We start from the raw sequence: 24,537 nt of genomic DNA on the forward strand, positions 1-24,537 counted from the left end.
CCTGGCAATGGTTGTTCAGTTATTGAATGGATTGTATTGAAATTCCCACTTATCCGTATCGAGCAATTCTTCATGAGGCACCTCAAAACCGCCCCCAAGATAAATGGTATGGCCCTTGATTGCAATCACCATTGCTTCAATCAAAACATCACGATCATTCTTTTTAAAAACATCCCCAATCTGTACAGATATGTCACCGTATGGATGTGCGATTTGGCCGGCAATTTCTTCAGCGTCTTCCATCACGTTCGACATATCCTGATAATCAATCGGAGTGCTGTCAGGGGCACGGCCAGGAGCCATCAATAAATACTCGGTATGCTTGATCCCGTTCAAATCACTTGTGATAACCCCTTTATTATCAACCGTTTCCACCACTTCTATTTCATTTAATGAATAGTGGTCCAATGTGTCAGGGGCGGGATTGTTGATTAAAATCAAATCTCCCGGTACAGGCTTCTGCTGATTCCTGAGCGTGTATACCTTATGGTCAAAAATAAAACTGTCATTTTCTTTTGGTATGTATCTTTCAACACTGGCAGCATTCGTAATATGCTGAGACAAATCCCTCAGCTTAACAAGATGGATGGATAGTTTATACATCGGTTTTACTCCATATACCTTGTGCAACTCATTGTTATGGTATACAAATTGCCCTTTTCTTACTTGATACAGTTTCACAGCAAATCACCCTTCTTCCCGTTCTACAGTGATGCATTTACACCGGTCCTTCTTAGGATGTCTTTTTTTAGAAAAAACATGAAGATGGACTACTTATCAACATATTTCTCGAATAATGAAAACCCAAAACATAGGTTACCCCCAAACATCCTATGAATTGTCCACAAACCCACAGAAAACACCATTTATCCACAGGAAAAATGCAAGTTATTCGAAAAAAACAAAAACTTATCCAAAAAAACAGGGAGCCTATGTTGCTCCCCGTCTTTAAAGGTAAGAGTACAGCTGAACCTTCACCTGAAATATTACTATTCCTTTAGTAAGATTTGCATTTCACTTTCACCAGGGAGCTTGACGTTTCCGGACCTCTGCAATTTGTTCCAGCCAATAATAAGCCCTTTTGCAGCGTATTTGAAAGCTCTCCATAAGGAATAGACCAGTAACTGGCGGTAGACAAAGCGTTGGACTACCAAATGGATAAGCGGTCTGAAGCTAATTCGTTCAAGCCAAAAAGCATAAATGGCGACGACTGCGTCTACGAGGAAGAAGAGTAGATAATAAGTGATGATTGTAGGTGTATCTCCAAATAAGCCAATAAGGAAAACGATATCGATGAGAGGGGAGAGGGTCTGAAAAACATATTGAAACCACATGTATGGCAGCCCTACGAAACCAAGCCCTTTATGTTTAAAATTGAAAATAGCTCCCGAGTGCTTCCATAAGCATTGCAATATTCCGTATGACCATCTGAATCGCTGCTTTACAAGGCTTTTAACATTTTCCGGTGCTTCGGTGTATGCATAAGCATGAGGCTCGTAATGAATACTGTAACCCATACGGATTAATTTCAGGGTGATATCGGTATCCTCCGCCAATGTATCATCATCATAAAGTCCCGCTTCAATAATGGCGCTTTTTCGCAAGGCTCCGATTGCCCCAGGAACGACAGTGATGCAATTCAATTCATGAAAGGCCCTTTTCTCAAAATTGAAGCTTGTTACATATTCAATATGCTGCCAAAGGGTCAGCATGTTCTGCAAGTTACCGATTCTTACATTTCCAGAAACTCCGGCGACGATCTCATCTTTAAAATGCCCAACCAGACGTGAAATAGTATCGGATGCTACCGAGGTATCTGCATCCAGGGTAATGATAATATCTCCTCGTGACACTAAAATTCCACTATTGAGGGCTGCAGTTTTTCCCTGATTTTCTTTTATGAATTGGCGGACAATTCGATTGCTTTTCGCAATTTTTTTAACTGCTTGATATGTGTTATCAGTCGATCCATCATTTACGATAATAACTTCATAGTTTTTGTATTGACTATTTAGAATGGAATTCAGTGTTGGAATGATGACTTTTTCTTCATTAAAAGCAGGGATGATTATACTGACGAAAGGTTCATATAGTGGTGGCGATTGGGGCAGAGACTTCTTTCTGCTGTGTTTTAGACTGAAAAAGAACAAAATGAGCAACCGTACAAGCCCCAACACAATACCTAGCATGAAAAAAACGGAGCAAAACTGTATTGTCCAGATAAACAGCGTATCGGCTATTTTATAAAATACCATATATGGAAAGGAGTCTTCTTCGACAGGAGGCATTACATCAAGCTTTTGTTTGCCAATCAAATCCGAAACGGTAGCAAACGTATACCCTTCTCCCTTCAATGATTTTATGATCTTAGGAAGTGCTTCTACGGTAGCCGACCTGTCTCCTCCAGCATCATGAAGGAGGACCACGTTGCCAGCCTCGAGATTATTGAGCAGCCCTTTAACAATTTTATCACTGGAGCCTGTGTTCCAATCCTTCGTGTCAATATAGGAGCCCACCATCGTGTAGCCTAATTCCTGAGCCTGCAAAAAAGGGATTAATTCTACGGAGTTTTCGACTAACAAGTCCGGTGTATAGGGAGGGCGGTATAGAATAGCTGAATGCCCGGTAATCAGCTGGATCAGCCGCTGAGTTGAATTTAACTCGGCCTGCAGGATGTACGGACCATCCTCTTGGATATCCGAATGGCTAAACGTATGATTGCCTATTTCATGTCCCTCTCGGTGAATTCGTTCAAGGATGTCGGGATAAAGCGCTGCCTGGCGGCCAACAACATAGAAGGAGGCGCGAATCTGTTCCTTGCTTAATATATCGAGTATTTTTGGTGTATAGGCTGGCTCGGGCCCATCGTCAAAAGTTAGGACAATGACTTTTTCTTGTTGCTCACCATACCTTTCGATGTAGTAGGGAAGGGGATAATCTAAGTACGTTTCCTTGGTGATGTAGCCATTCGAATCCTGTTCAATGGTTCTGCTTCCCTCCTGGGATTTTGAGGATATGCGAATGATTTCGCCGCTTCCTATACTCATGATGGGAATAGGATTCTCCATGTTGCTTAACTGCTCAGCGCTGGTTTCCATTTTGGATGTGTCGGTTAAATACTTCCATAGCCCAGGATCTTCATATCCAAGCTGCTCAATGCCAACACCCTTCACACCATGCGCTAACCCCAGCTTGATTTGGTTGTATGAAGTGGCTGAGTCCAGAAACCAGATTAAATGGGGCACGCCGTTCTTTGTAAATCGTATATACGGATTGTTGCTTTTAGAATCCCATTGCACTGTAAGGTCTGAACCCGAAGCGGCCCTCATAACCTCATAGAACATTAAGCAATTGACCATTTCTTGTCGATTCATATCCCACTCATATCCCTCATTACTCAGTGATACAATAATCTTCTCTGGAGGGATTGGAAGTTTTTTTAATGTCTCCTGAAACCATTCGATAGAGGCAACAGGGCCAGGGCGTTCCATTTCAGGCAGCTCCTTGAAAAACTTAACGATTACCCGGTCCGAAACGGATGCTAATCTTTTATAATCATAGGCTTGATGATTGGGAGCAACAGTAAGTGTCACCTTAAGGCCATCGACAAGAAATAACTCATATAACTCGGAGACAAAAGAGGTGAAGTGGTCCCGGTTTTCGATGCGGACTTGCTTTATATCTATGTTGATGCCAGCGAACTTATCTTGTTTGACCGCATTATGCAGGGATGTGATCAACGACCGCCTTGATTCAGCCGATTTGAGTAGTTCCTGCAGCCCAGCCTCATCAGTACCCTTTTGCAATGAAAAGCGGGGCATGATTTTGACGCCATTTTTTACTGCCAAATCTATAATATCTTTTTCTTGATTCGTTTGAAGGTCATAATTGGAATCCAGCCAGTACCAATTTGGTACCAGGACACCAAGTGCATTGATATTCCTTATTACGGTTTTCTTGCTAATAACATCATCAGCCAAGTAAAAACCATATAGTTCTCCCCTCTGTATTTTAGATGGTTTTTGATTAGTGACAGCAAGCTTGGCAGGTTTCCCGTTTTTAGCTAAAGGCTCATTGATTGGCCTAATAATATGTTTTTCCCCTAAGGTTAACTGGGGAAGTGCTGGATTTTGAAAAAGGCTGAAACCGATAAATGAAAGAAGAATAGATAAGAATAAAAATGCTGATAGCAAGATAATTACTAACCCTTTCCAGCGTTTGCCGGAAAAATCCTCGAACACGAACCTTCTGTTATTCTCCGACATCCGATTCCCCCTCTTTTTGGTGTCGATTCGCAAGTTGATGAAGGGATAGAATTATAATTTTTAATACATAAACAAAAATTTGGCGCACGTAATATATGTATGCTCAAAGAAATTTTAAGAGCCCTTTACATGAAATATTTTTTTAATGAGAATATGGGATGTACGGGGGTGAATGTCCTCAATTAAAGGTACGGATAATGGTAAGGAGGTTTACTTCGCAAAAGCGGTTATAATTCCACGCCCGTTTCGGAAAAATATAATCAGGAATGTGGAAAAGGGGTTTTTCATTTGGAACTTATCAGCGTAGGATTTACTGATCCTCCAGCCTATTATCCGATACCGGCAATTTATCAGGATCTCGGTCTCCCCGATTTAACTTCCTATGTTGAACAGCGGTTTGACTTCACCCTTTCCATTGGGAAAAATGAACGAAATGGCTCGGGAATCATCCGTTTTTATAAAGATCAGCCAGACTATCAAATCCTTATTTCCGACCCGATAGCGGGGATTGGCCCAGCAAAACTAACAAAATTGAAAGATCTGCTGCTAAATGAACTCAAGCCCGGATTTAACCAAAATATATTGGATTTTGAACCTGGCGAGAACGTTATTTATGTTGATTTCAGCAGGAAAAAATAGAAGGCAGCCTTTATCAGTGGGGTGACGATAATACATTATTACTAATTGGATAGGAGGAGTGGTAATTTTGCACTAGCAGTACTCGGAGACTTACTAGGTAATCTGCATAAAAAAATTGCACTACTCAGAGTAGTACTAAAATCACTATGTCCCATAGGCCACACCTTTTTGCTAATTGAAAGGGAGGAATGGCAACTGTCCACTAGTAGTACTCAGAGACTTACTAGGCAATCTGTACAAAAAAATAGCACTACTCAGAGTAGTACTAAAATCACTATGTCCCGCAGGCCACAATTTTTTGCTAATTGAAAGGGGGGAATGGCAACTTTTCACTAGCAGTACTCGGAGACTTACTAGGCAATCCGTACAAAAAAATAGCACTACTCAGAGTAGTACTAAAATCACTATGTCCCGTAGGCCACACCTTTTTGCTAATTGAAAGGGGGGGATGGCAACTTTCCACTAGTAGTACTCCGAGACTTACTAGGCAATCCGTACAAAAAAATAGCACTACTCAGAGTAGTACTAAAATCACTATGTCCCGTAGGCCACACTTTTTTGCTAATTGAAAGGGGGAAATGGCAACTTTCCACTAGTAGTACTCGGAGACTTACTAGGCAAATCGCAAAAAAACTAGTAGTACTCGCAAACTCACCTGGTATTCCGGAGGGAAATACTAAAGGGTCGCGAGTTTTGAGCATTATAGGAGGATGGAGGAGGCTTTAATTGTTCTTTTAATAGAACAATTTTCTGGTTTTATCGGTCTAAAAAATAATTTATCGGTCCAGGAAAAATTTTATCGGTCTAATAAAAATTTTATCGGTCCAGGAAAAATTTTATCGGTCCAACTACCGCCCTCTGCCGCCGCCACACAATAAAAAAGCACCGCCAGCAAGCACGGTGCCTCAAAAATTTATATAACATTTATAGATGGTAGCCGCCTGGATTGGGAACTGGTTCGAGTTTTACATTGTCAGCCGGAACAGGCTGGAATGTTCCATTTGAAACCATTTGTCTGTTGGTGACAACCTGCTGTTCAGAATCTTTCTTTCTGTTTTTCGAAACGGCCCATAACGAAGCACCAACCCCGGCAGCGGCGAGTGCGGTGATGAGCGGGCGCTTGGTAGCCTTGACATACCAGCTCCGCTTTCGTACCCAGCCTGAGTTTGTCCCTCTTTCATGCATTCCGTAACCTGGCGCGTATAACGCGCTTTCCTCTCTTGACTTGGATGGCCTGTCGTCATGTTGGGTGCGGAACATCGTCAATTCCATCCATTTGTCCATCACACGGGGAGCGAATCTGCCTAGTGTTGCAATCATTTTCGCCTGAGATCCGACGTACATATCCCGCTTTGGATGAGCTGCCGCATAGAGAACGGCTTCAGCAACCGATTCAGGTGCATACATCATCCCTACATGCGAAGGCTGTTTTTCAAGATAGCTCATTGCGTGCTCGTTGTAAGGAGTATCAATTCTGCCAGGGTGGATTAAGGTTACCGATACAGGCGCATTTTCTTTTTCCAGCTCCATCCTCAGGTTTTCCGTCCAGCTGTGCAGAGCGAATTTGGCGGCAGAATATGTTGATTGCACAACCGTACCTCTGTCACCGAACAGGCTGCCAACATTAATAAGCGCCCCCGGGGTACGTCGCTGTGTAAAATGCTCGACCGCAATTTTTGAGCCGTACACTGTCCCCCAGAAATTTGTATCAAACATACGCTTCATATCCTCAGTCTTCACATCTGTAGTTTTTCCAAAAATAGAAACACCGGCATTATTTACCCACGTATCAAAGCCGCCAAATGTATCGATGGCTGTTTTGGCAATTCTTTTTACATCTTCCTCTTTGCCAACATCGGCAACACAATAGGCGGACATACAGCCCTGGGCATTCAATTCACTGACAAGCTGCAAAAGAGCTTGCTCATTTCTTGAGGCAGCAACAACCTTTGCCCCTTGTTTAGCGGCCATCCGCGCCGTGACAAGCCCGATGCCGCTTGATGCGCCAGTTATGACAATAACCTGGTCTTTAAGTTTCTTCAGTTTCAGCTTGTTAAATTTCTTGCTCGCAGGGCGCTCAATCGACAAATCGGCTGATGGCAGCTTTTTTAGACCTTTTAATGACCTTGATTGCATTGCATTCCCTCCTCAGTCTTCAGTGTACCTTTAACACTTACCCGGGAGATTAACGCACTAACCATGTATGCTATAACAGCTATTCACTATAAGCTGAGAAAAAGTTAACCAACAGAGGGCAATCGAACAATCCTAAAAATCTGTATTTACTCCCAGAAACCAACGTTTTTATCCACATTTATAAAACCTATACTTAATTTAGGAGAGAGTAAATTGGTCAAAAAAATCAAACTATTCAAAGTTTATCCCCACAATTCAGTGATATTGTCCACATAACCACAGAAAAAACTACTTATCCACAAATGAAATCAAATTTTTCAGAAAGTGGAGGCAAAGTTATGCACAGGGAATCCTCCAGCCGGTAAAACTTATCCGCGCAGTTTGGAACTTATGAACAAAAGGGAAGCTCCCAATTTTACGGAAGCTTCCTTTGTCATGATATCTGATTGGACTGTTGGGATCGTGTTTCCCATGCCTCGATCAGTTCGCTATGAAACTTCTTCGGCTGTGAAATCCATGTCCACTGGATAGAATGATCGGGAGTTGGCAGTTTCTTGCCATGTCTTAAACGAATGGTTTCATGGCAGGAATAATGTGGATAGATGACTGTAGAACGATAGCCATCCCCCGAACGCCGCAACTGGATATCCTCGATTTCATCCCAAAGGACTTTGTTTCCCTTGTAATCAACAACCACGCCTTCATCATCCCAAAAGAAACCAGGCCCGTTGATTCGTTTCCGAAGCAAGTATAGCCCGATGGACAAGAAGAAAAGACCCATTACTAGCAGAGCAGCAAAACCGGATAGATTTGAGCGCAGCCCCTTCAGATCGAATAGAGGCAGCAGCAATATTCCTACCCCAATTAGAATGAGTGCGATAATTTTATATAGGGGTGTTTTATATGGCTTCATGGTAACATCTCCATTTAAAAAGGCTCATGTCAGGGACCCAAATGTCGCTGGTTGGGCGTCTATTTGGAATTCACTTCTCCATCTGTTTGGTTTCCGTTCGCCAGACGAAATCTTAAACCTTATACTTCTTCCACACTTCGAGAAATGATGCGCTTTCCTCATTCGGTTCCTCAATTACATCGAGAGTCGGCCCGGTCTGCTTGATTTCGCCGTTTACCATAATGGCAAGCCTCGATGTCAGGAATTTCACTTCCATAAGGTCGTGGCTGACGAACATTGCTGTCGTTCCGGAATCCGCAAAGATTTCGCGAAAGTCCTCCATCAGCTTGATTTTCGTCGGAAAATCGAGCGCGGAGAACGGCTCGTCCAAAAACAAAATTTTCGGCTCGATAATCATCGCACGCGCAATCGATACCCGCTGTGCTTCGCCGCCAGACAGGAACCGGGCATTTTTTCGGGCCAGGTGGCTGATTTGGAAACGGTCCATCCATACTTCAACGCGCTCGCTGATTTCGCGGCGGTCAAGCTTTCTCAGCTTTAGCCCAACCGCAATATTTTGAAAAACAGTCGTGTCCAAAAGCAGGGGCTGCTGGAGAGCGATTGAAAACCTCCGTCTTAGCTCGAGTGGGGCACCGCTCGCAGGAACGGGCTCACCCCGATACGAAATTGTCCCGGATTCAGGCGCTTCAAGGAACGAGGCAATTTTTAAAAACGTACTCTTGCCGGCGCCATTCGGTCCCATCACACCAAGAAAATCCCCGCTGTAAATCGTAAACTCGGGGATATTCAACACCTTTCTTTGGCCAAAATACTGTTCAATATTATGGAATTGCAAGTATGGAATCATAGCGGACGCTTCCTTTGCTGCAGGGTTGTCAGGAAAAACGTAATCAAGAATGCGAGCGTCATGAGAATGAAGGACAAGGCGATTGCGACATCGAAGTTCCCCTTGCCGACCTCCATAACGATTGTGGTTGTCAGGATCCGGGTGTCACCCTTAATATTGCCGCCGACCATCATCGCCGCGCCGACTTCGGAAATGACCCGCCCAAAGCCCGCCATAACCGCGGCCAGAATGGCAATGCGCGTTTCTTTTATCAAGAGCCAGAGTGACTGCAGCTTTGTTGCGCCAAGTGCTTTTATTTGTAAAATAAGCTTCGGGTCAAGTCCCTGGAACGCAGATGCCGTCAGGCCGGTCACAATCGGCAGCGAGACAAGAATTTGTGCCAAGACGATTGCAGTCGGCGAATAGAGCAGTGACAGGTCACCGAGCGGGCCAGAGCGCCATAGGAGCATCGTAATCGTCAAACCGGCTACAACGGGTGGTATCCCCATGCCGATGTTAATGAAAACCATGACAATGCGGCGTCCCCGGAACTGGTTCAGCCCAATCAGCATCCCGAGCGGAATCCCGACCAGCGTACTGAATAGAATGGCCCGGAAGCAGACCTTCAGCGTCAACAGCGCAATCCCGACAATCTCACTGTCCCCCGACAAAAGCATCTCAATCGCTTTCTTAAAACCATCAACAATCAAATCCATCGCAGCCAGGCCTTTCTATAGGTGAGTAGGAACAGTCTCGTTTACAAATGATAGTTTTCGAGGAACTACTTTTTGCAAGAGTCCTCATATTCTATTTAACTATAAAAAAATTTTATAAGGAAGTTGCCCCTGAATTTCAGGGAAACTAAGGGAAGCCGTAAATATAGGGATGCCCCCGTTCTTAGCGAAAACGGAGGCTAGTTAAGGAAAGAATCCTTATATAGAAACAGAATAGGGGTTTATTCTGGTCTACATTCATTTAATAAAGGTTAGAGCTCACGATCTTGGTTTGGCAGAAGGGAACCCTAACCAATCTGCCCCTTGGAGAGAGCATAAACTTCCAAAAAATGCATTTTTCTAGACGTAACACGGCCTTGCGACAGTAGAAACTTCGAGTAAATCGCTTTTTCTAGACAAAACTCTACCTAGGTAAATATGAAACTTCTAGAAAATTCCTTTTTGTGGAAGTTCCCTGCCTTTCATAAGCAGGAATTTCGTTTCTTCCCAGCTGCCTATTCGGTATATTTGAAGAATAGGGATTGGCCATATTCTTCTTTGCCGAATTCTTCGATTGTGTTTTGGGTACCGTCGGCAATCATGAATTCGACGAATTGCTTGGCGCCTTCAGAGTTAATTTTGTCATTCTTTTCAGGGTTGACCTGCATGACGTGGTAGATGTTTTGCAAATCCTTGTCGCCTTCAACGATGATGGTGACATCTTTCAGATTCTTTTCCTGCGCCAGGAATGTAGCGCGGTCAGTCATGGTGTAGCCTTGTTTTTCAGATGCGATTTGCAAGGTTGGTCCCATGCCCTGGCCAGTCGAGACGTAGTTGTCGCCAGCCGGAGTGATGCCAAGACTACCCCAGATGCCAAGCTCTTTTTTATGTGTCCCGGAATCATCGCCGCGTGATACGAAAATCGCTTTGGACTCGAACAATTTCTTGAATGCATCAGCAGTTGGCAGGCCTTTTACACCAGCAGGATCACTCTTCGGGCCGACCACGATGAAGTCGTTGTACATAACACGCTTGTAGTTGGTAACATCGCCAGCATCAACGAGTTCTTGCTCGGAAGCAGGGGCGTGTGTCAAAAGCACATCAGCCTCGCCTTTTTTGCCCATTTCAAGCGCCTGGCCAGTTCCGACAGCAATTGTTTTGATCTTGGCATTATACTTTTTTTCAAAAATCGGCAGTAGCTCGTCAAGAAGCCCGCTGTCCTGCGTGCTGGTTGTTGTAGCAAGAATCAAATCCTGTGGTTCTGCTTTCTTTTCTGGTTCCTTCTTGGCACCTGCTGTTTCATCCGAGTTGCCGCATGCTGCCAGAACGAGCAGCAAGAGCGCCACGATGATGTGTAAATAACGATTTTTAAGCATTTATTGATTCCTCCTGTTGTTTCGTTTGGAATACAATGCTGCCGAGTTCTGCGATGTCATAGCCCTCCAGATTGGAAAGGCTGTTTTTAAATTCTTCGCTTTGTAAAAAAGCAACGAGTTTCGCAAGCGTTTCGCGGTTTTCTCCGGTCCACCGGAATACAAGGTCGAACTGTTCCTTGGCAACCGGGATGAAGTCAAGGCCAAGGTGGCTTGCGGCCGAGCGGATTCCAAACGCAACATCGGCAGAGCCGCGGGCAATATGGGAGGCAGTCGACAGGTGTGTCCATTCCTCTGTATCGTAGCCGTTGATGTCCGACGGACTGATTCCTGCCGCCATCAGCTTTGAATCGAGCAGAAACCGTGTCCCTGAGCCCTTTTGCCGGTTGATGAACTTGATATCCTTGCGGGTCAGGTCTCCGAAATCCTTAATCTCTTTCGGATTTCCTTTCGCAACGATAAAGCCCTGCTCCCGCGCGGCAAAGCGCATCACGCTGATTGTTTCATAGACGAACAGTTGGTGTATGAACGGCAGGTTATACTCGTGGGACATCGGGTCGAGCAAGTGCATCGCGGCAATGTCTGCCTGGCCGCGGTAGAGCATCATCAGGCCCTCAAGGCTGCCGATATAGGTAGGCTGGACCTGGACGCCGAGCGTGGTTGATGCTTCTTTGACCAGATGCTCAACGAGAAAGTCATGGCTTCCAGCAAGCCGAGTCTGGATGTGCTGGGTTACGGCAGGCCGAGTTGTTTCCTGGACCGGCTTTCGGGCTGGCGCCTTCATACTCTCCTTGTAGCGCTCGATCTCGTCATGTTCAATCCGCATTTTATTGCCGATCTTGAACGCCTGCAGTTCGCCGCGCTTGATGAGCTCGTACACAGTGTGCTTCGATATTTGAAAAATTTGGGCCACTTCATCCGGCGTATACGCTTTTATCTCCACGGAAGAAGCCTCCTTCGGGTAGGTTATTTGTCGTCCACTTATTAATAGTTTCATAGTAAACGATTTCAAAATAAAGTGGAAGTGAGTTTTGTTACATTTTGTTGACTTTTATTTAGTTTCGTTAAGTTTTGTTTGGTTTTGTTAGGTTGGAATTAATTTGAAATTTGTGAAAGGAATTCATATGGGAAGAGAGAATTATTATGATAGCAGCGCAAGTATTTTATTGGATAAATAGTCCTAGCTGAACTGGCTATTAATCTAAAAAGAGTATGTTATAGGATTAATTCACTTCTGCGAACTGCCTATTAATCTAATAAAGGTATGTTATTGGATTAATTCGCGTCTTCGAACTGCCTATTAATCTAAAAAGGGTATGGTATTGGATTAATTCCCGTTCCTGAACGGTCAATTATTCAGGTATACGATTGCTTCGCACTGAGCCAAAAGGTTGGGAGGAAAGATAATATGAAGAAACTGCTCGTGTTGGTTATGATGGCTGTGATGACTGGCTGTTCGTCGGCGAATCTTCACGATGCAATTGGAGATTCTGGGCACGAAGGTGTTAAAGTGTTGTACCAGGATGACGAGAACCAAATTGTTATTTTTGCAAGTGATGATTTTAAAGGTTAAAAGTTGATCATTCTCAATACATTTTCTAAATCAAACGGACGGTATAAATATGAAGGCAATGGCGAGTATGCCCAAAATGCTGAGGACGAAATAGGTTATGAATTTATAACTATTAGCAAGCCAGGAAATCTGGAAGACTCGTACCTTTGGGGCTGGATCAATATTCAGGAGGTAGAGAGTGTCTACTACTCCCTGAAAGGCGAAGAAGGGGAGAGGCTGTATGAGTCTGAAATTATGCTGAACGACAAGAATGTATTTATTGATAGAATTCCTCCGGAGGGTTACGCGAATGATGCCAGTTTAGAGTACAAGTATTTGGACGGTGAGGGAAACGTGGTATTGGAGCACGTTCCCGAGGAGTAGATTTGTGGCGTTTGCATCGGGATAGCGAGGGGAGACTTGAGGGCGTCGACCCCTTTTTCCAAAAATGGCCTTCACACAATGTCCACAAACGTCACGGTTTGTTCAACGTTACACAGATGGTTTTTACTTTAAAATGGAAGGTAGTATGAAAATCGTTTATAGAGGAAGGGATGTTTTTATGGCAAAGCTTCTTTATGTTACTGCGACTCCGAAACCGGACAGTAAGTTTTCGAAAGGGATGCAGCTTGGGGATGCGTTTATTGAGGCGTTCAAGCAGGAGCAGCCTGATGTTGAAGTGACTCATATGCACCTTTATGATATGGATATTCCGGTTATTGATATGGATATGCTTTATGCCCGGGCGAAGTTGAGCTTTATGGGCAAGCAATTTGAGGATCTTTCGGAAGGCGAGCAGAAGCAGATTTCCGAGATGCATGCTCTTGCTGACCGGTTTATCGACCATGATTACTATGTATTTGTTTCGCCGATCTGGAATCTTGGTTCGCCTGCGATTCTGAAGTCGTTTATGGATAACCTGTTTATCGCTGGAAAGACGTTCGATCCGGATCCAGGCAATCGCCATGGCTTGTTGACTGGCCGTAAAGCGATCCACCTGCAGACCCGCGGCGGCATTTATTCTGAAGGCCCGTTGAAGGATTTCAATTTCGGCGACCAGTATTTGACTACCGCGCTTGGATTTCTTGGGATGGAGGTCCTGCCGACTGTTTATGCAGAGGGCGTTGACCACTTCCCGAAAGAAGTGCCAGCGATTATGGCAGCGGCTAAGGAAAAGGCTGCAGCAGCGGCGCGTGAGATGGCCCGGACCAAGGTCGCAGCTAAATAATTAATTGAATACACTTAAGCAAAAAGGCTCCCTCTGGTTAGATTCCATAGGGAGTTTTTTTGGTAGGAAGAAGGGGTTTGGTTATGGAGAGAATTATGAAATTCTTTATGCCTCTTGGGATGGTTGGCGTGGCTTTTTATTTGCTGCATACTATTTTGGGGAACCTCTTGTGGCCGGAGTATAACCCGATTACGACGGATATAAGTTCACTAACTGCGGACGGGGCACCTGATGCGGAGCTGCTTAGGATATTTGGAATGGTGTACGGAATTTGCATGATGTTAATGGCGAGTGCGCTGATTTTTAAAGCATTCCGGGAATACCATGGTCTTTTAAAAGCAGGCTATATCATTTTACTGATCATGCAAGTTGTTTCGTTTATCGGGTATCGGTTGTTTCCGTTAACGGGCGACAAAACTGACATGAGTTTTCAAAATGTCATGCATTTGGTTGTCACCCTTATCGTCGTTTTCACTACCATTGCTGCCTCATTTTGTCTGGCATTGGGGTTTTTGAAGCAGGAAAAGATGGTCCGGTTGGGGAAGCTGAGTCTTAGTTTTGCGATTCTCATTACGTTGTTTGGGGTTTTGAATCCTATTTCAATGAATCTGGGGCTCGACATCCTCGGTTTGACGGAGCGATTGGTCATCTATACGATCCAGGCATTTATGTTTTTCTTGTCTTTTTACTATACTTTTCTTGAAAAAAACGCGGTTCAGGATTGATTTCCTGTACCGCGTTTTTGTGTTAAAACTTGCCTGTGAACTGGAATGCGAGAACCACTGCGCCAAGTATCCACACGTAGATTGCGAATGGCTTTAGGGAGTGGTTTTTTAGGTAGCCGATCATCCATTTCACGGCGATATAGCCGAAGGTCGCGGATGAAATGATTCCAACGATTAGCGCCGACAAGGAAATTTGCTCGCCGCCGCCTTCCATCAGGTCCAGCGACTGCAGCAATACAGCGCCGACGATTGCAGGTGTTGAGAGCAGGAAGGAGAAGTAGGCCGCCGTTTCGCGGTCGAGCTTTCGCCAGAGGGCGGCGACAATCGTGAATCCGGAACGGGAAATGGCCGGCATGATTGCGGCTGCCTGGAAAAGTCCGATAATGAATGAATCCTTGTAGGAGATGTCCTCCATTTTCTTGTGGCCGTTTTTGATTGAATCGGCCATCCACAAAAATACCCCCGTAATCAGGAATTCCCAGCCTATGGTCGAGCCGGTCTTCGAAATTTCATCAATATAATCTTTCAGTGTCAATCCAAAGACTACGGCGGGAATGGTTCCGACCACCAGCAGCCAGGTCAGCTTCCCAAATGGGTTTTTGAGGATTTTTAAAAACTCATGCCGGTAGAATACGAAAACGGCGGCCAGGGTTCCAACGTGCAGCATCGTATCGAGCAGCAGGCCCGCTTCCTGCAGCCCGAATAAGTTACGGCCTAGATACAGGTGTCCGGTCGAGCTGATTGGAAGGAACTCGGTCAAGCCTTGAATCAGCCCAAGGATAAACGCTTCAATTTTTGATAGCATAACGTACCTCCAAGTAGTAATGTTCGAAAAGTAGTCCATTATGATAGACGCTTGGGGCGAGACATGCCCCTACATATGTATGTTAAAAAAACTATAAATAGTTCGGGTGAATAGCATTTTGGTGGAAACACTAACAGTGAATTTCCAATACGCACCATTTTATTGTAGTGGGCGGGATTTCAAAGCGTCAAGGATAATTATTGGCAAATGGAGGGTAAAATGAAATTTCATCAGGGGCGGACTTTTCTGATAACTGCTGAATGGTGATTGTGTGAACCATAAATGCAAGGAATTTCATTTTCCATAAGTGTTGCTGCATGGCGGTTAAACATACCAATCTTTCCTCAGAAAACCAGCCAATTTTAACCAAACCAATGCAAATAATTGAGAATCATCCCAGAAAAAAATATAATGAACTATTGTAGTCCGCCACCAAACAACCAAATTTTTTGGTCCTATTTAAATAGTGTCCATCTGCGGCGGACAAAAGGGCGGTTTTGTCCATTTGAGGGGTCTGACCCCTGCTTTTTAAAGGAGATTTCTACGAATGAAGCAGCCTTCTAAAATTGATTATAGTCTTGTGTTGATTTTGTTTTTGTTGTTTTTGGCTAGTTGTGTGGCAATTTATAGTGCGCAGACGAGTTCGGGGCAGTATGGGGGCAATTTTCTTGTTAAGCAGATTGTCTGGTATGCGGTGGGCTGCGGGATTATCGCAGCTGTGATTACGCTTGATTCCGATCAGCTTAAGAGAGTGACCTGGTACGCATACGGCTTTGGCCTCGTCCTGCTGATTGCGGTCATTATTGCACCGGAATCAATCGCACCGCGTATAAATGGCGCGAAATCATGGTTCCGCGCACCTGGGATTGGCTCGCTCCAGCCGTCGGAGTTCGTTAAGGTATTTCTTATTCTAGCGCTGTCCCGTGTCATTTGGGACCATCATCAGAATAACCCGATAAAGTCACTTGGCACGGATTTTATGCTTCTCATAAAGATTGGCTTCGTGACATTCGTGCCGTTACTTCTTGTCATGCAGCAGCCTGACCTTGGTACTTCGCTCGTGTTCTTGGCAATCATGGTTGGAATGATTTTCATCGCTGGCATCACCTGGAAGCTGCTTGTCCCGATTTTCGGGGGAGGGACAATTCTGGCAGGAGGGATTCTGTCGCTTGTCATCTGGAAGCCCGAGCTGCTTGAAAAATATCTTGGCGTCCAGGAATACCAGTTTGGCCGGATATACTCGTGGCTTGACCCATTTAACTACCAGAGTACAATTGGCTACCAGCTGACCCAGTCACTGCTTGCAATCGGATCTGGGCAAACGGAAGGAAAGGGGCTTGGCAAACTTGAGGTATACATGCCCGAAAGCCATACCGATTTCATTTTTTCTGTCATCGGTGAGCAATTCGGCTTTATCGGTGCAAGTATCTTGATCAGCTTGTTCTTTATGCTTATCTACCATATTACAAAGGTAGGAATGGAAACAAAAAATAACTATTATACGTACATTTGTGTCGGTGTTATCTCCATGATTACCTTCCACGTGTTCCAGAACATTGGCATGACCATAGGGCTTTTGCCGATAACCGGTATTCCGCTCCCGTTCGTCTCCTACGGAGGAAGCTCGCTCATGGGTAACATGCTGGCCATCGCTCTTATTTTCTCAATCCGTTACCACTATAAACGCTATATGTTCTCAACATCAGAATAACGATGTTCAAAAAACGAATAAAGGTTTACTTGCAAATTGAAAAGGGTGCCCCCGCAACGAGGCACCCTTTTCGCTTTTATTGGCAACACGTAACTCTTACATTTAATGTTGTTATAGAGGGAGGAGATGTGTGTCCGTTCCACAAGGACAATGCGCGCGAAATGTCCACGAGAGGGGTCTGACCCCTGCTGCCCTACTATTACTCAACAACGCCGCTTTCGAGCAGTTTGACTTTGGCGTTGACGTGGATCTTCATCTTTGGGTAGTCGGTTTTGCGCCATTTTTTCTGGTCGAAATTGCGTGTCCGGGATCTGACGAAGGAGCCGAGGCCAAGGGGATCGATATCTTTTTCCTGGTAGCGTTTGACGAGTTCCATACAATTTGTTTCGATTTGCTTTTTAAGGGCTGCATCGATTTCCTTTCTGGCTTTTGGGTTGAGAGGCCCTCCGGTATATTGTTCAAGGAGGCCCTCGATTTCGATATTGACGGTAAGTTCGTAAGGATTTTGCCCAGTCAGCTTTGGTTTCAATTTGGATCTCAGGCTGCGGACGACGGCCTCCTGCTTACCCATCGATACCTTTACACCGCCCTGGGTATATCGTTCGACCATGAGTTTGAAATAAAATAATTTGTTTGCCGGAAGGGTATCAATTACTTTATCGTCTTTAAATAGGGCAAGCCCGACCAGTTCCACCCCTTTATCGCCATGTTTTTTGATAAGGGGAAGGAAAGGGCTCTTCCCTACCTTATAAAAATCGGCTAAGAATGTATGCATATTTGTTTGTGGCAAGTCCAAATGTTCTGTATTTTGTTCAATTAAATCTGCAATATAGGATGAGTTCCCCTTTTTGCCATAATCACCTTTGAGAACATCCTTGGCTGTGCCGTCGACAACGGCAAAATAGGTGTTCGTGCCAATAGAAGGATCTCTCTGAAGTGAATCGAGGAGTGAGGAAATTCCTTTTTCTGCTATATCTTTGCCGAAAAGGGCGACTTCCATCGCACCACTGACGATAGGATCAGGTGATTTTTTCTGAAGAGTCCTAAAAATATTCCGGCTAGGCGAAGAGGCTGCACTCAATGTTGTATTCTCCACCTTCTGATCAGGTAGGTGGAAGGGAATCAGGGCCGTTCCCTCTATCTTTTCCCCCTCGCTTGTATCATAGCCCATTCCGGTAATGAGACGGACATCATCAATGACTTCCCTTTCCACACAGCCCGTCAGCAATAAAAATACAGACAAAAGTATCCATCTATTGTTTGGCATTCTCCTTCACCTTCCTTGAAATCAAGGTTGCTAAAAACAAAAGAGGAATATAGCCGAAATTAACGAAAAAGCCAACTCTTCCTGTTATTGAATTCAGCATATCGATGTCCGCCCGCCCGGATATCAGGGAGCAGGCGATAAGAATTAATAATGAAATAATATAAATACCAACTTTTTGTTTAATGCGGAATGCCCGTTTAAGCACCCGGGAAGCGCCCCAGAGCCCAAGGCATACATTCGGGAGAATGATTAAATTCCAGCTTGCCAGTCCAACAAATTCAAACCGCTCGACAAAAGGCAGTTCGACAATCTTAAAAATTGACAGAGTGGCCCACACCGTACGTTCCAGTTGGCCTTCTGAATAATAGATAAAGCTAATTAGAGAAATGAACGTGTAACCCAGAGTGGTGAATAAGACACCCCAATGGGCAAATTTCTGCGATTTTTCGGGGTTCTTGATAAAAGGATAATAAATCAAGAGCAACTCCCAGCCAATAAAGGTTAGTGACATATTAAAAGACGATAAAGCCAGATCCTTGAAACTGTGCTCCAAGATGGGAAGAAGCTGGTTGAAATTGGCGTATGGAAGTGTATAAAAAAAGACGAAAATCATATAAAAAGGCAGAATTACCCCAAAGAAGGCAATACCGGCAACAGTCCTGAAGCCTCCGCTTACGATGTATATCGCAAGTATCATGAAAGGAAGTGCAAAGCCGAAAGTGCTTATGTCCTGGAACATCCATACTTGGATAATTTCAATAAAGGTACGAAGGGTTGTGATACTCAATAATGAAAAATAAATAACAAAAGGGAGGCTGGCCCATTTTCCTATCTTTTTGCCCAAAGTGTATTCATGGATTGAGACGATATCGCCGCCTGCAACACTGGTCATCTTATATAACATCCATATCAATGGATGGATTACTAAGCCAGCAAGAAGCACCGAAATCCAGGCATCATAGCCGGCATACTTCGCAATGATGCGCTGAAACCCTAGAACCCCTATCCCCCATTGCATCTTATGGACAAGAAAAAAAGTTAGGAAAGTTGAAACCTTGGCCTTTTCGGGTACAGATGCAGTCAATGGCTCCACCTCCAATTATTCATCGATATCCTTGTTGTTTTGATTTGGGTTGGAACGTATCGGATTCAAAGGCCGCAAAAACTTCGGCCTGCTTTTCTGCATGGTAAATGGCAGCCTGATAATCGCGTCTTTATTATCCGAAAGTCTGGGAGGATAATAAGGCTCAAGGTACGGCCTGTTGAGGGACGTAAGCCTGATCAGGTGGGTAAGCAGGATACAGAAACAAAAAACCAATCCGAGCAGGCCCCAAACGGCGGCGAAGACTAAAAAAGGAAAGCGGAGCAGCCGGATTGTGTTGCCCATTTTGTACACAGGTGCCGTAAATGAAGCGAGTCCCGCAAGTGCTACGAAAATAAGCAGGACATTACTGGTCAACCCGGCTTCAACGGAGGCCGTCCCGATAACAATACCGCCGACGATACCAATCGTCTGGCCGACCTTTGTCGGAAGCCTTGCCCCCGCTTCGCGCAAAAGCTCTATCGTCAACTCAAGGAACAGTGCCTCTAAGATTGGCGGTAAGGGAATCAGCCTTCTAGAACTGACAAGTGTGCTCAGCAAATCCTTTGGTATTAATTCATAATGAAAGGTAAGCACCGCAACATAGATAGGCGTAATTAAAAACGAGAACAGGATGGCAAACAGTCGGATAATCCTAAAAAATGAAGCCAGTACCCAATTCAAGAAATAGTCATCGAAGGCGTTGAAAAACTCGCCGAGAGTCGTCGGCCCGATGATAGCGTGTGGAGAGCCGTCGACAAGGACTGCTATACTTCCTTCAGCTAAGGCCGAAACAACCCGGTCGGGTCTCTCAGTATCAAGAAGCTGCGGAAAGGGTGAGTGTTTGTTGTCGGAAATTATCTGGACGATGTACGAGCTATCAATGACGGTATCGATCTTGATGGAATTAATTCTGTCCGACATTGTTTTCACATTTTCCGGGTCTGCAATTCCCTCAATATACAAAACAGAACAGCGAGTCTTCGAGAGCGAACCAACGGTGATTTCTTCGGCAACCAGCTCTTTTATAGGCAGGCGCCTGCGAACCATGTTTGTATTCAGGATCAGTGATTCAACGAACGATTCCTTGGGCCCGATAACACTGAATTCAACCTCGGGAATCGAAATGGTGCGGACATTCGGGGTCTTGATTTCCATTAGCGCATACTGACCCGGATCCGAATCGACTGTCAAAAGAACATTGCCTGTCATCAACGCTATTTCCAACTTTGAAGGATCGGTCTCGACTTTCATGTTCGCCGCCGGAACCAAAGCAGCTACATCATTAATAAACTCGAAATTCCGCTCAAGCAAATAGGGAAGGACATCCCTCTGAACAATCCGCTCATCGACTAACGTCGAAAAATAGGAGAGATGGAATGTCACGCCAGTCTTTATGTTCTTGTACTGCCGCTGCAAAAAGTCAGTTGACCGCGTAATGATCTCCTCAATCGGAACCTGCTCCTCCTTACCCGGCTTCTTCCTCATCACCCTCACCTCACCCCCAAACCAAACCCATTATTATTTATACAAACACCCGAAGTAACTCGGGTCTTCACAAACCCAAACATATCAGCCTTATTATTTCCACAGACTGGGAGGAATATGTATTTTGGGGGTCAGTATTTTGGGGTCAGACCCCTGCCGTGGACATTCTTCCTCTCAAACCCGCATTCCCAGGGATAGTGTCCTTGCGGTGTGGACATTTAAGAATAATTGGCATAAAAAAAGCACCCGCCATTTAGCAGGTGCCGAAAATATATAATAGGGGAGGGTAAAGATTCAATACTAAAGGGAATCTTATTCAAAATTCAAGTCAAGGATTTTACTTCACCATAATCTTTTCAATGTCATCGAGCATCAGGTTTGCTGCGATAACGCCGCCGGCTGTATTCCAAATAGTGTCGGACACTTTGTGAACATTTCCAGCCTTGGATACTTCAAGATTTTTGAACAACGGGTCATTAATCCAATTCTTTTCAAGCTCGGAAGCCTTGCCGTCTCCTTCTTCATACGTAAAGTAGAAGAGGATATCGCCTTCCATCGCAGGAATACGTTCCTTCGTCACATTTTTCTCAGCAAAATCTGGTTTATCCTGTTCCGCAGGGCGTTTAAAGCCAATCTCCTTAAGAATAACTCCTGAGAAGGAATCATTATGATAAATCCGGACGTCACCGGCCATAAACCGCACCATCGACACTTCCATATTTACCTTATCGCCAAGCTTGCCCTTCAAATCCTCAATCCGCTTCGAATAATCAGCTAGCACTTTATCTCCTTCAGCCGTCTTATTAACAGCCTCGGCATACAGCTTAAAGTTTTCCTTCCAGTCGCCGCGGAGCGTTTCAGCGAATACAGTAGGTGCAATTGCCTTCAACTGTTCATAAATTTCTTCCTGGCGCATCTTATTGCCGATAATTAAATCAGGCTTAAGCGCAGCTATTGCTTCCACATTAACCTGGCTTTCAACGCCTACTACTTTGGCATCCTTCATGTCGTCCTTAATATGGTCGTACCACGGATCGCCTGTCCATGACTGAACCGCACCAACCGGCTTCACACCGAGTGCAAGCAAGGCTTCAGTTCCTTCGTTTGTTAAAATGACCACACGCTCAGGTGCTTTCTCAAGCGTAGTAGAGCCCATCGCATGCTTCACGGTGTAGCTTGTATTCTTCTTGGAAGTTGTATCGTCTCCGCCATCTTTGGCAGATTCATCGCTGCCTCCCCCGCAAGCAGCCAGCAATAGCAGCGAAAATATGGAGATTAGCGCAAATACCGATTTAAATTGTTTCATCCCTTGTGCCTCCTGAATCATGTAATTGATAATCATTTTCAATGACAACTCCATCATAAAATGATACAACTTTCATGTCAACGTTTTAATTGAAAATTATTCTCAATTCACAAATGTGTCAATTTTTACTTTTCACTGCAGCGTGCGGTCTATATTTAGCTTGTCGAGTGTTATCAGGAAAATAATTAAAAATCAACTGCTTAAAAAAAGTGTGATAATTCTTTGAAATATGATGTTTTCTAAATGAAAATGATTATCAGAATCATTGACATGGCTGTTTTATCAACTTAGACTAGTATTATAGAAACAATAACAAACTACCCATGTTGGAAAGGCCGGAACGGTAAAATCATGGTCCTCAAAAATACAATTTTAAAATGGGCTGGCCTGTTTGCCGCCATCATATCGCTCCTTGCTCTTATGGGAGCAAGCATCGTCTTTGGCTACACCGATACAACGATTAAGATGGCCATCGATACATTTACAAATTTTAATGGATCCAATGAACATATCATTATTGAATCAGTTCGCCTCCCGCGCGCGCTGATAGCAGCAGCAGTAGGGGCAAGCCTGGGGATTGCAGGTGTTCTTCTCCAGACGCTAACCAAAAACCCGCTGGCTTCACCTGATATCTTCGGGGTCAACGCCGGAGCGGGAATGATGGTCGTCATCGCTGTCACGATCCTAAAGGTCGATAGCCTCCAGGCATTCACCTGGCTAAGCTTCCTCGGCGCAGCAGTCGCCGCAGTCGGAATCTACGCCGTCGGCTCATTTGGCCGCGAAGGGCTGACTCCGATGAAGCTTACACTCGCAGGGGCAGCATTGACAGCGATGTTCGCAAGCTTCACCCAGGGCCTGCTCGTCCTGAATGAAGCTGCACTCGAGCAAGTCCTGTTTTGGTTGGCCGGTTCCGTATCAGGCCGTGACCTAGAAAACCTAACAGCCGTTCTGCCATATCTTATCGTCGGCTGGCTCGGCTCGCTTCTTATCGCCGGGAAGATGAACGTTCTAGCGATGGGGGAGGATGTCGCCAAAGGCCTCGGCCTCAACACCGCTTTTGTTAAAATTGCCCTTGGCGTCCTCGTTATTTTGCTTGCGGGCGGGGCAGTGGCTGTAGCGGGGCCAATAGGTTTCATCGGCATCGTAATCCCACATATAACAAGGAGCATCGTCGGAATCGACCATCGCTGGACAATTCCCTACGCAGCACTGCTCGGAGCTATGCTCCTGCTGGCCGCAGACATCGCCAGCCGCTACCTGCTCATGCCGCAGGAAGTCCCGGTCGGCGTCACAACTGCCATTATTGGCACCCCATTCTTCATCTACATCGCAAGAAGGGGGTTCAACAGCCGATGAAAAACATAAAAACGCCTCTGCAAAAAGAGGCTAATCAGTTTAAAAACATTCGATTATTTAAAGGGAAAATTTCTTTCCTTCTCGATAGAAGAGCAATGCTAATCTTCACACTCTTGGCCCTGGCTGCAGCTGCATTATTTGTAACAAGCACCGGGTTAGGTGAAATGAAAATCAGCCCGATCACCGTCATCGCTACTTTCTTTGGTGGCGGAACGGAAATGGACCGGCTAATCGTCACATCATTCCGGCTCCCGCGCATCATTATCGCACTCGTGGTCGGAATGGGACTCGCTGTTGCGGGTGGCATTCTTCAGGGGATGATCCGTAATCCGCTTGCATCACCCGACATACTTGGCATCACCGGCGGAGCATCGGTTGCAGTCGTTGGATTTCTTGCCATCTTCAGCGATGAGAACAATGCTCTGACCGTACCAATAGCCTGGATGCCGGTTGCCGCTTTTATCGGAGCAGCACTTGCCGCCTTTCTGGTCTACATCTTAGCCTGGAAAAACGGTGTCTCGCCAATCCGGCTCGTCCTGATCGGCATCGGTTTGATGGCTCTTATGAAAGCACTGACGACATTAATGATGATTCTCGGACCGATTTTCCAAGCAAGTCAGGCAAACATCTGGCTGACCGGAACTGTCTACGGCTCGAACTGGGCCAACGTTTCGATCGCTGTCCCGGCAACACTGATTTTAATTGCTCTCGCTCTCATCGCCGCACGGAACCTTAATATTCAGGAACTCGGTGATGATGTTGCAACCGGGCTCGGATCAAGAGTCCAGAAACAGCGCCTTGCACTCCTCACAATTGCAACAGGCTTGATCGGCACATCAGTCGCATTTGCAGGCGGCATCGGCTTTGTTGGCCTGATGGCCCCACACATGGCAAGGAGGCTTGTCGGCTCATCATTCGGAGCATTGCTCCCGGTATCGGCAGTCCTCGGCGGAATCCTTGTAATGGCCGCTGACCTGATCGGCCGCACGATGTTCTCGCCGCTTGAGGTCCCGGCCGGTGTATTCACAGCTGCAATTGGCGCACCGTATTTTATATATTTATTGTTTAAAACTAGAAACCAATGACATTCGACAAACTTCGGGGCGTTCCCGTCACCACCCGAAAAATCTGCACCAAAAAAGAACAAAGGAGC

At 45.2% G+C, this 24,537-nt stretch carries 22 protein-coding genes; 9 read left to right on the plus strand and 13 right to left on the minus strand.

Features of this window, described 5'->3' with window-relative positions; genetic code table 11:
- Positions 1-15 precede the first annotated feature (15 nt).
- Positions 16-681 (minus strand): hypothetical protein, encoded by a 666-nt coding sequence (locus tag AM500_RS03960; RefSeq protein WP_053598047.1) that lies wholly within the window; start codon positions 679-681, stop codon positions 16-18.
- A 308-nt stretch (positions 682-989) separates the two neighbouring features.
- Entirely contained in the window at positions 990-4,265 is a 3,276-nt protein-coding gene (locus AM500_RS03965) for a trifunctional glycoside hydrolase family 18/polysaccharide deacetylase/glycosyltransferase family 2 protein (protein ID WP_053598048.1), read from the minus strand.
- Between the two features lie 288 nt (positions 4,266-4,553).
- On the opposite strand from AM500_RS03965, the gene AM500_RS03970 reads away from it, so the two are divergent.
- Together AM500_RS03970 and AM500_RS25320 are read left to right on the plus strand one after the other, a co-directional pair.
- Positions 4,554-4,904: a hypothetical protein gene (locus AM500_RS03970; RefSeq protein ID WP_053598049.1), complete on the plus strand. Its 351-nt coding sequence runs from the start codon at positions 4,554-4,556 to the stop codon at positions 4,902-4,904.
- A gap of 710 nt (positions 4,905-5,614) precedes the next feature.
- Complete coding sequence (locus AM500_RS25320; protein WP_156319741.1) at positions 5,615-5,782, plus strand: hypothetical protein; 168 nt, start codon at positions 5,615-5,617, stop codon at positions 5,780-5,782.
- A gap of 46 nt (positions 5,783-5,828) precedes the next feature.
- Here AM500_RS25320 and AM500_RS03975 read toward each other — a convergent pair whose 3' ends face one another.
- The 6 genes from AM500_RS03975 to AM500_RS04000 form a co-directional block, all read right to left on the minus strand.
- The gene (locus tag AM500_RS03975) at positions 5,829-7,040 is read right to left on the minus strand and encodes an SDR family oxidoreductase (RefSeq protein ID WP_082347126.1); all 1,212 of its coding nucleotides are present in this window, start codon (positions 7,038-7,040) and stop codon (positions 5,829-5,831) included.
- Between the two features lie 433 nt (positions 7,041-7,473).
- Positions 7,474-7,953, minus strand: coding sequence for a hypothetical protein (locus AM500_RS03980; RefSeq protein ID WP_053598050.1), 480 nt, complete (start codon positions 7,951-7,953; stop codon positions 7,474-7,476).
- 112 nt (positions 7,954-8,065) lie between these two features.
- On the minus strand, positions 8,066-8,800 hold the full coding sequence (locus AM500_RS03985; RefSeq protein WP_053598051.1) for an ABC transporter ATP-binding protein: 735 nt from the start codon (positions 8,798-8,800) through the stop codon (positions 8,066-8,068).
- The gene (locus tag AM500_RS03990) at positions 8,797-9,495 is read right to left on the minus strand and encodes an ABC transporter permease (RefSeq protein WP_053598052.1); all 699 of its coding nucleotides are present in this window, start codon (positions 9,493-9,495) and stop codon (positions 8,797-8,799) included. Before AM500_RS03990 ends, AM500_RS03985 begins: the two co-directional genes overlap by 4 nt.
- A 512-nt stretch (positions 9,496-10,007) precedes the next feature.
- Positions 10,008-10,868, minus strand: a complete 861-nt coding sequence (locus tag AM500_RS03995; RefSeq protein ID WP_053598053.1) for an ABC transporter substrate-binding protein — start codon at positions 10,866-10,868, stop codon at positions 10,008-10,010.
- Complete coding sequence (locus AM500_RS04000) at positions 10,861-11,862, minus strand: helix-turn-helix transcriptional regulator (RefSeq protein ID WP_231688103.1); 1,002 nt, start codon at positions 11,860-11,862, stop codon at positions 10,861-10,863. Before AM500_RS04000 ends, AM500_RS03995 begins: the two co-directional genes overlap by 8 nt.
- A 411-nt stretch (positions 11,863-12,273) precedes the next feature.
- On the opposite strand from AM500_RS04000, the gene AM500_RS25325 reads away from it, so the two are divergent.
- The 4 genes from AM500_RS25325 to AM500_RS04015 all read left to right on the plus strand — a co-directional run bounded on the left by AM500_RS25325 (position 12,274) and on the right by AM500_RS04015 (position 14,370).
- On the plus strand, positions 12,274-12,438 hold the full coding sequence (locus tag AM500_RS25325) for a hypothetical protein (RefSeq protein ID WP_156319742.1): 165 nt from the start codon (positions 12,274-12,276) through the stop codon (positions 12,436-12,438).
- Between the two features lie 3 nt (positions 12,439-12,441).
- The gene (locus tag AM500_RS04005) at positions 12,442-12,801 is read left to right on the plus strand and encodes a hypothetical protein (RefSeq protein ID WP_053598055.1); all 360 of its coding nucleotides are present in this window, start codon (positions 12,442-12,444) and stop codon (positions 12,799-12,801) included.
- A 178-nt stretch (positions 12,802-12,979) separates the two neighbouring features.
- Entirely contained in the window at positions 12,980-13,645 is a 666-nt protein-coding gene (locus AM500_RS04010; RefSeq protein ID WP_053601616.1) for an FMN-dependent NADH-azoreductase, read from the plus strand.
- Between the two features lie 83 nt (positions 13,646-13,728).
- A complete protein-coding gene (locus AM500_RS04015; RefSeq protein ID WP_197282661.1) occupies positions 13,729-14,370 on the plus strand; it encodes a DUF998 domain-containing protein in 642 nt (213 codons plus the stop codon).
- A 22-nt stretch (positions 14,371-14,392) separates the two neighbouring features.
- Here AM500_RS04015 and AM500_RS04020 read toward each other — a convergent pair whose 3' ends face one another.
- Positions 14,393-15,175: an undecaprenyl-diphosphate phosphatase gene (locus AM500_RS04020; RefSeq protein WP_053598056.1), complete on the minus strand. Its 783-nt coding sequence runs from the start codon at positions 15,173-15,175 to the stop codon at positions 14,393-14,395.
- Between the two features lie 547 nt (positions 15,176-15,722).
- Between AM500_RS04020 and AM500_RS04025 the strand changes: the two genes are divergently transcribed.
- On the plus strand, positions 15,723-16,886 hold the full coding sequence (locus tag AM500_RS04025; protein WP_053598057.1) for an FtsW/RodA/SpoVE family cell cycle protein: 1,164 nt from the start codon (positions 15,723-15,725) through the stop codon (positions 16,884-16,886).
- A gap of 199 nt (positions 16,887-17,085) precedes the next feature.
- Here the strand turns inward: AM500_RS04025 and AM500_RS04030 are convergent, their stop codons facing one another.
- The 4 genes from AM500_RS04030 to AM500_RS04045 form a co-directional block, all read right to left on the minus strand.
- Positions 17,086-18,153, minus strand: a complete 1,068-nt coding sequence (locus AM500_RS04030) for a Ger(x)C family spore germination protein (RefSeq protein WP_053598058.1) — start codon at positions 18,151-18,153, stop codon at positions 17,086-17,088.
- Positions 18,140-19,237, minus strand: coding sequence for a GerAB/ArcD/ProY family transporter (locus tag AM500_RS04035; RefSeq protein ID WP_156319743.1), 1,098 nt, complete (start codon positions 19,235-19,237; stop codon positions 18,140-18,142). Before AM500_RS04035 ends, AM500_RS04030 begins: the two co-directional genes overlap by 14 nt.
- A gap of 15 nt (positions 19,238-19,252) precedes the next feature.
- Positions 19,253-20,722, minus strand: coding sequence for a spore germination protein (locus tag AM500_RS04040; RefSeq protein WP_053601618.1), 1,470 nt, complete (start codon positions 20,720-20,722; stop codon positions 19,253-19,255).
- A gap of 337 nt (positions 20,723-21,059) precedes the next feature.
- A complete protein-coding gene (locus AM500_RS04045) occupies positions 21,060-22,028 on the minus strand; it encodes an ABC transporter substrate-binding protein (protein ID WP_053598060.1) in 969 nt (322 codons plus the stop codon).
- Between the two features lie 351 nt (positions 22,029-22,379).
- On the opposite strand from AM500_RS04045, the gene AM500_RS04050 reads away from it, so the two are divergent.
- A complete protein-coding gene (locus AM500_RS04050; protein ID WP_053598061.1) occupies positions 22,380-23,384 on the plus strand; it encodes a FecCD family ABC transporter permease in 1,005 nt (334 codons plus the stop codon).
- Entirely contained in the window at positions 23,381-24,469 is a 1,089-nt protein-coding gene (locus AM500_RS04055; protein ID WP_053598062.1) for a FecCD family ABC transporter permease, read from the plus strand. The genes AM500_RS04050 and AM500_RS04055 overlap by 4 nt, the downstream gene beginning before the upstream one ends.
- Positions 24,470-24,537: the final 68 nt, after the last annotated feature.

This window comes from Bacillus sp. FJAT-18017, assembly GCF_001278805.1.
In the GTDB taxonomy this organism is placed as follows: domain Bacteria; phylum Bacillota; class Bacilli; order Bacillales; family Cytobacillaceae; genus Bacillus_D.

What these genes read in the sequence shown, in the direction of transcription:
- AM500_RS04020 (WP_053598056.1), bottom strand. Translation starts at nt 15,175, where the DNA reads ATGCTATCAAAAATTGAAGCGTTTATCCTTGGGCTGATTCAAGGCTTG.
- AM500_RS25320 (WP_156319741.1), top strand. Translation starts at nt 5,615, where the DNA reads ATGGAGGAGGCTTTAATTGTTCTTTTAATAGAACAATTTTCTGGTTTT.
- AM500_RS04010 (WP_053601616.1), top strand. Translation starts at nt 12,980, where the DNA reads ATGGCAAAGCTTCTTTATGTTACTGCGACTCCGAAACCGGACAGTAAG.
- AM500_RS04025 (WP_053598057.1), top strand. Translation starts at nt 15,723, where the DNA reads ATGAAGCAGCCTTCTAAAATTGATTATAGTCTTGTGTTGATTTTGTTT.
- AM500_RS04000 (WP_231688103.1), bottom strand. Translation starts at nt 11,862, where the DNA reads ATGAAACTATTAATAAGTGGACGACAAATAACCTACCCGAAGGAGGCT.
- AM500_RS03975 (WP_082347126.1), bottom strand. Translation starts at nt 7,040, where the DNA reads ATGCAATCAAGGTCATTAAAAGGTCTAAAAAAGCTGCCATCAGCCGAT.
- AM500_RS04055 (WP_053598062.1), top strand. Translation starts at nt 23,381, where the DNA reads ATGAAAAACATAAAAACGCCTCTGCAAAAAGAGGCTAATCAGTTTAAA.
- AM500_RS03965 (WP_053598048.1), bottom strand. Translation starts at nt 4,265, where the DNA reads ATGTCGGAGAATAACAGAAGGTTCGTGTTCGAGGATTTTTCCGGCAAA.
- AM500_RS04050 (WP_053598061.1), top strand. Translation starts at nt 22,380, where the DNA reads ATGGTCCTCAAAAATACAATTTTAAAATGGGCTGGCCTGTTTGCCGCC.
- AM500_RS03995 (WP_053598053.1), bottom strand. Translation starts at nt 10,868, where the DNA reads ATGCTTAAAAATCGTTATTTACACATCATCGTGGCGCTCTTGCTGCTC.
- AM500_RS03985 (WP_053598051.1), bottom strand. Translation starts at nt 8,800, where the DNA reads ATGATTCCATACTTGCAATTCCATAATATTGAACAGTATTTTGGCCAA.
- AM500_RS25325 (WP_156319742.1), top strand. Translation starts at nt 12,274, where the DNA reads ATGAAGAAACTGCTCGTGTTGGTTATGATGGCTGTGATGACTGGCTGT.
- AM500_RS04030 (WP_053598058.1), bottom strand. Translation starts at nt 18,153, where the DNA reads ATGCCAAACAATAGATGGATACTTTTGTCTGTATTTTTATTGCTGACG.
- AM500_RS04015 (WP_197282661.1), top strand. Translation starts at nt 13,729, where the DNA reads ATGGAGAGAATTATGAAATTCTTTATGCCTCTTGGGATGGTTGGCGTG.
- AM500_RS04040 (WP_053601618.1), bottom strand. Translation starts at nt 20,722, where the DNA reads ATGAGGAAGAAGCCGGGTAAGGAGGAGCAGGTTCCGATTGAGGAGATC.
- AM500_RS04045 (WP_053598060.1), bottom strand. Translation starts at nt 22,028, where the DNA reads ATGAAACAATTTAAATCGGTATTTGCGCTAATCTCCATATTTTCGCTG.
- AM500_RS03990 (WP_053598052.1), bottom strand. Translation starts at nt 9,495, where the DNA reads ATGGATTTGATTGTTGATGGTTTTAAGAAAGCGATTGAGATGCTTTTG.
- AM500_RS03980 (WP_053598050.1), bottom strand. Translation starts at nt 7,953, where the DNA reads ATGAAGCCATATAAAACACCCCTATATAAAATTATCGCACTCATTCTA.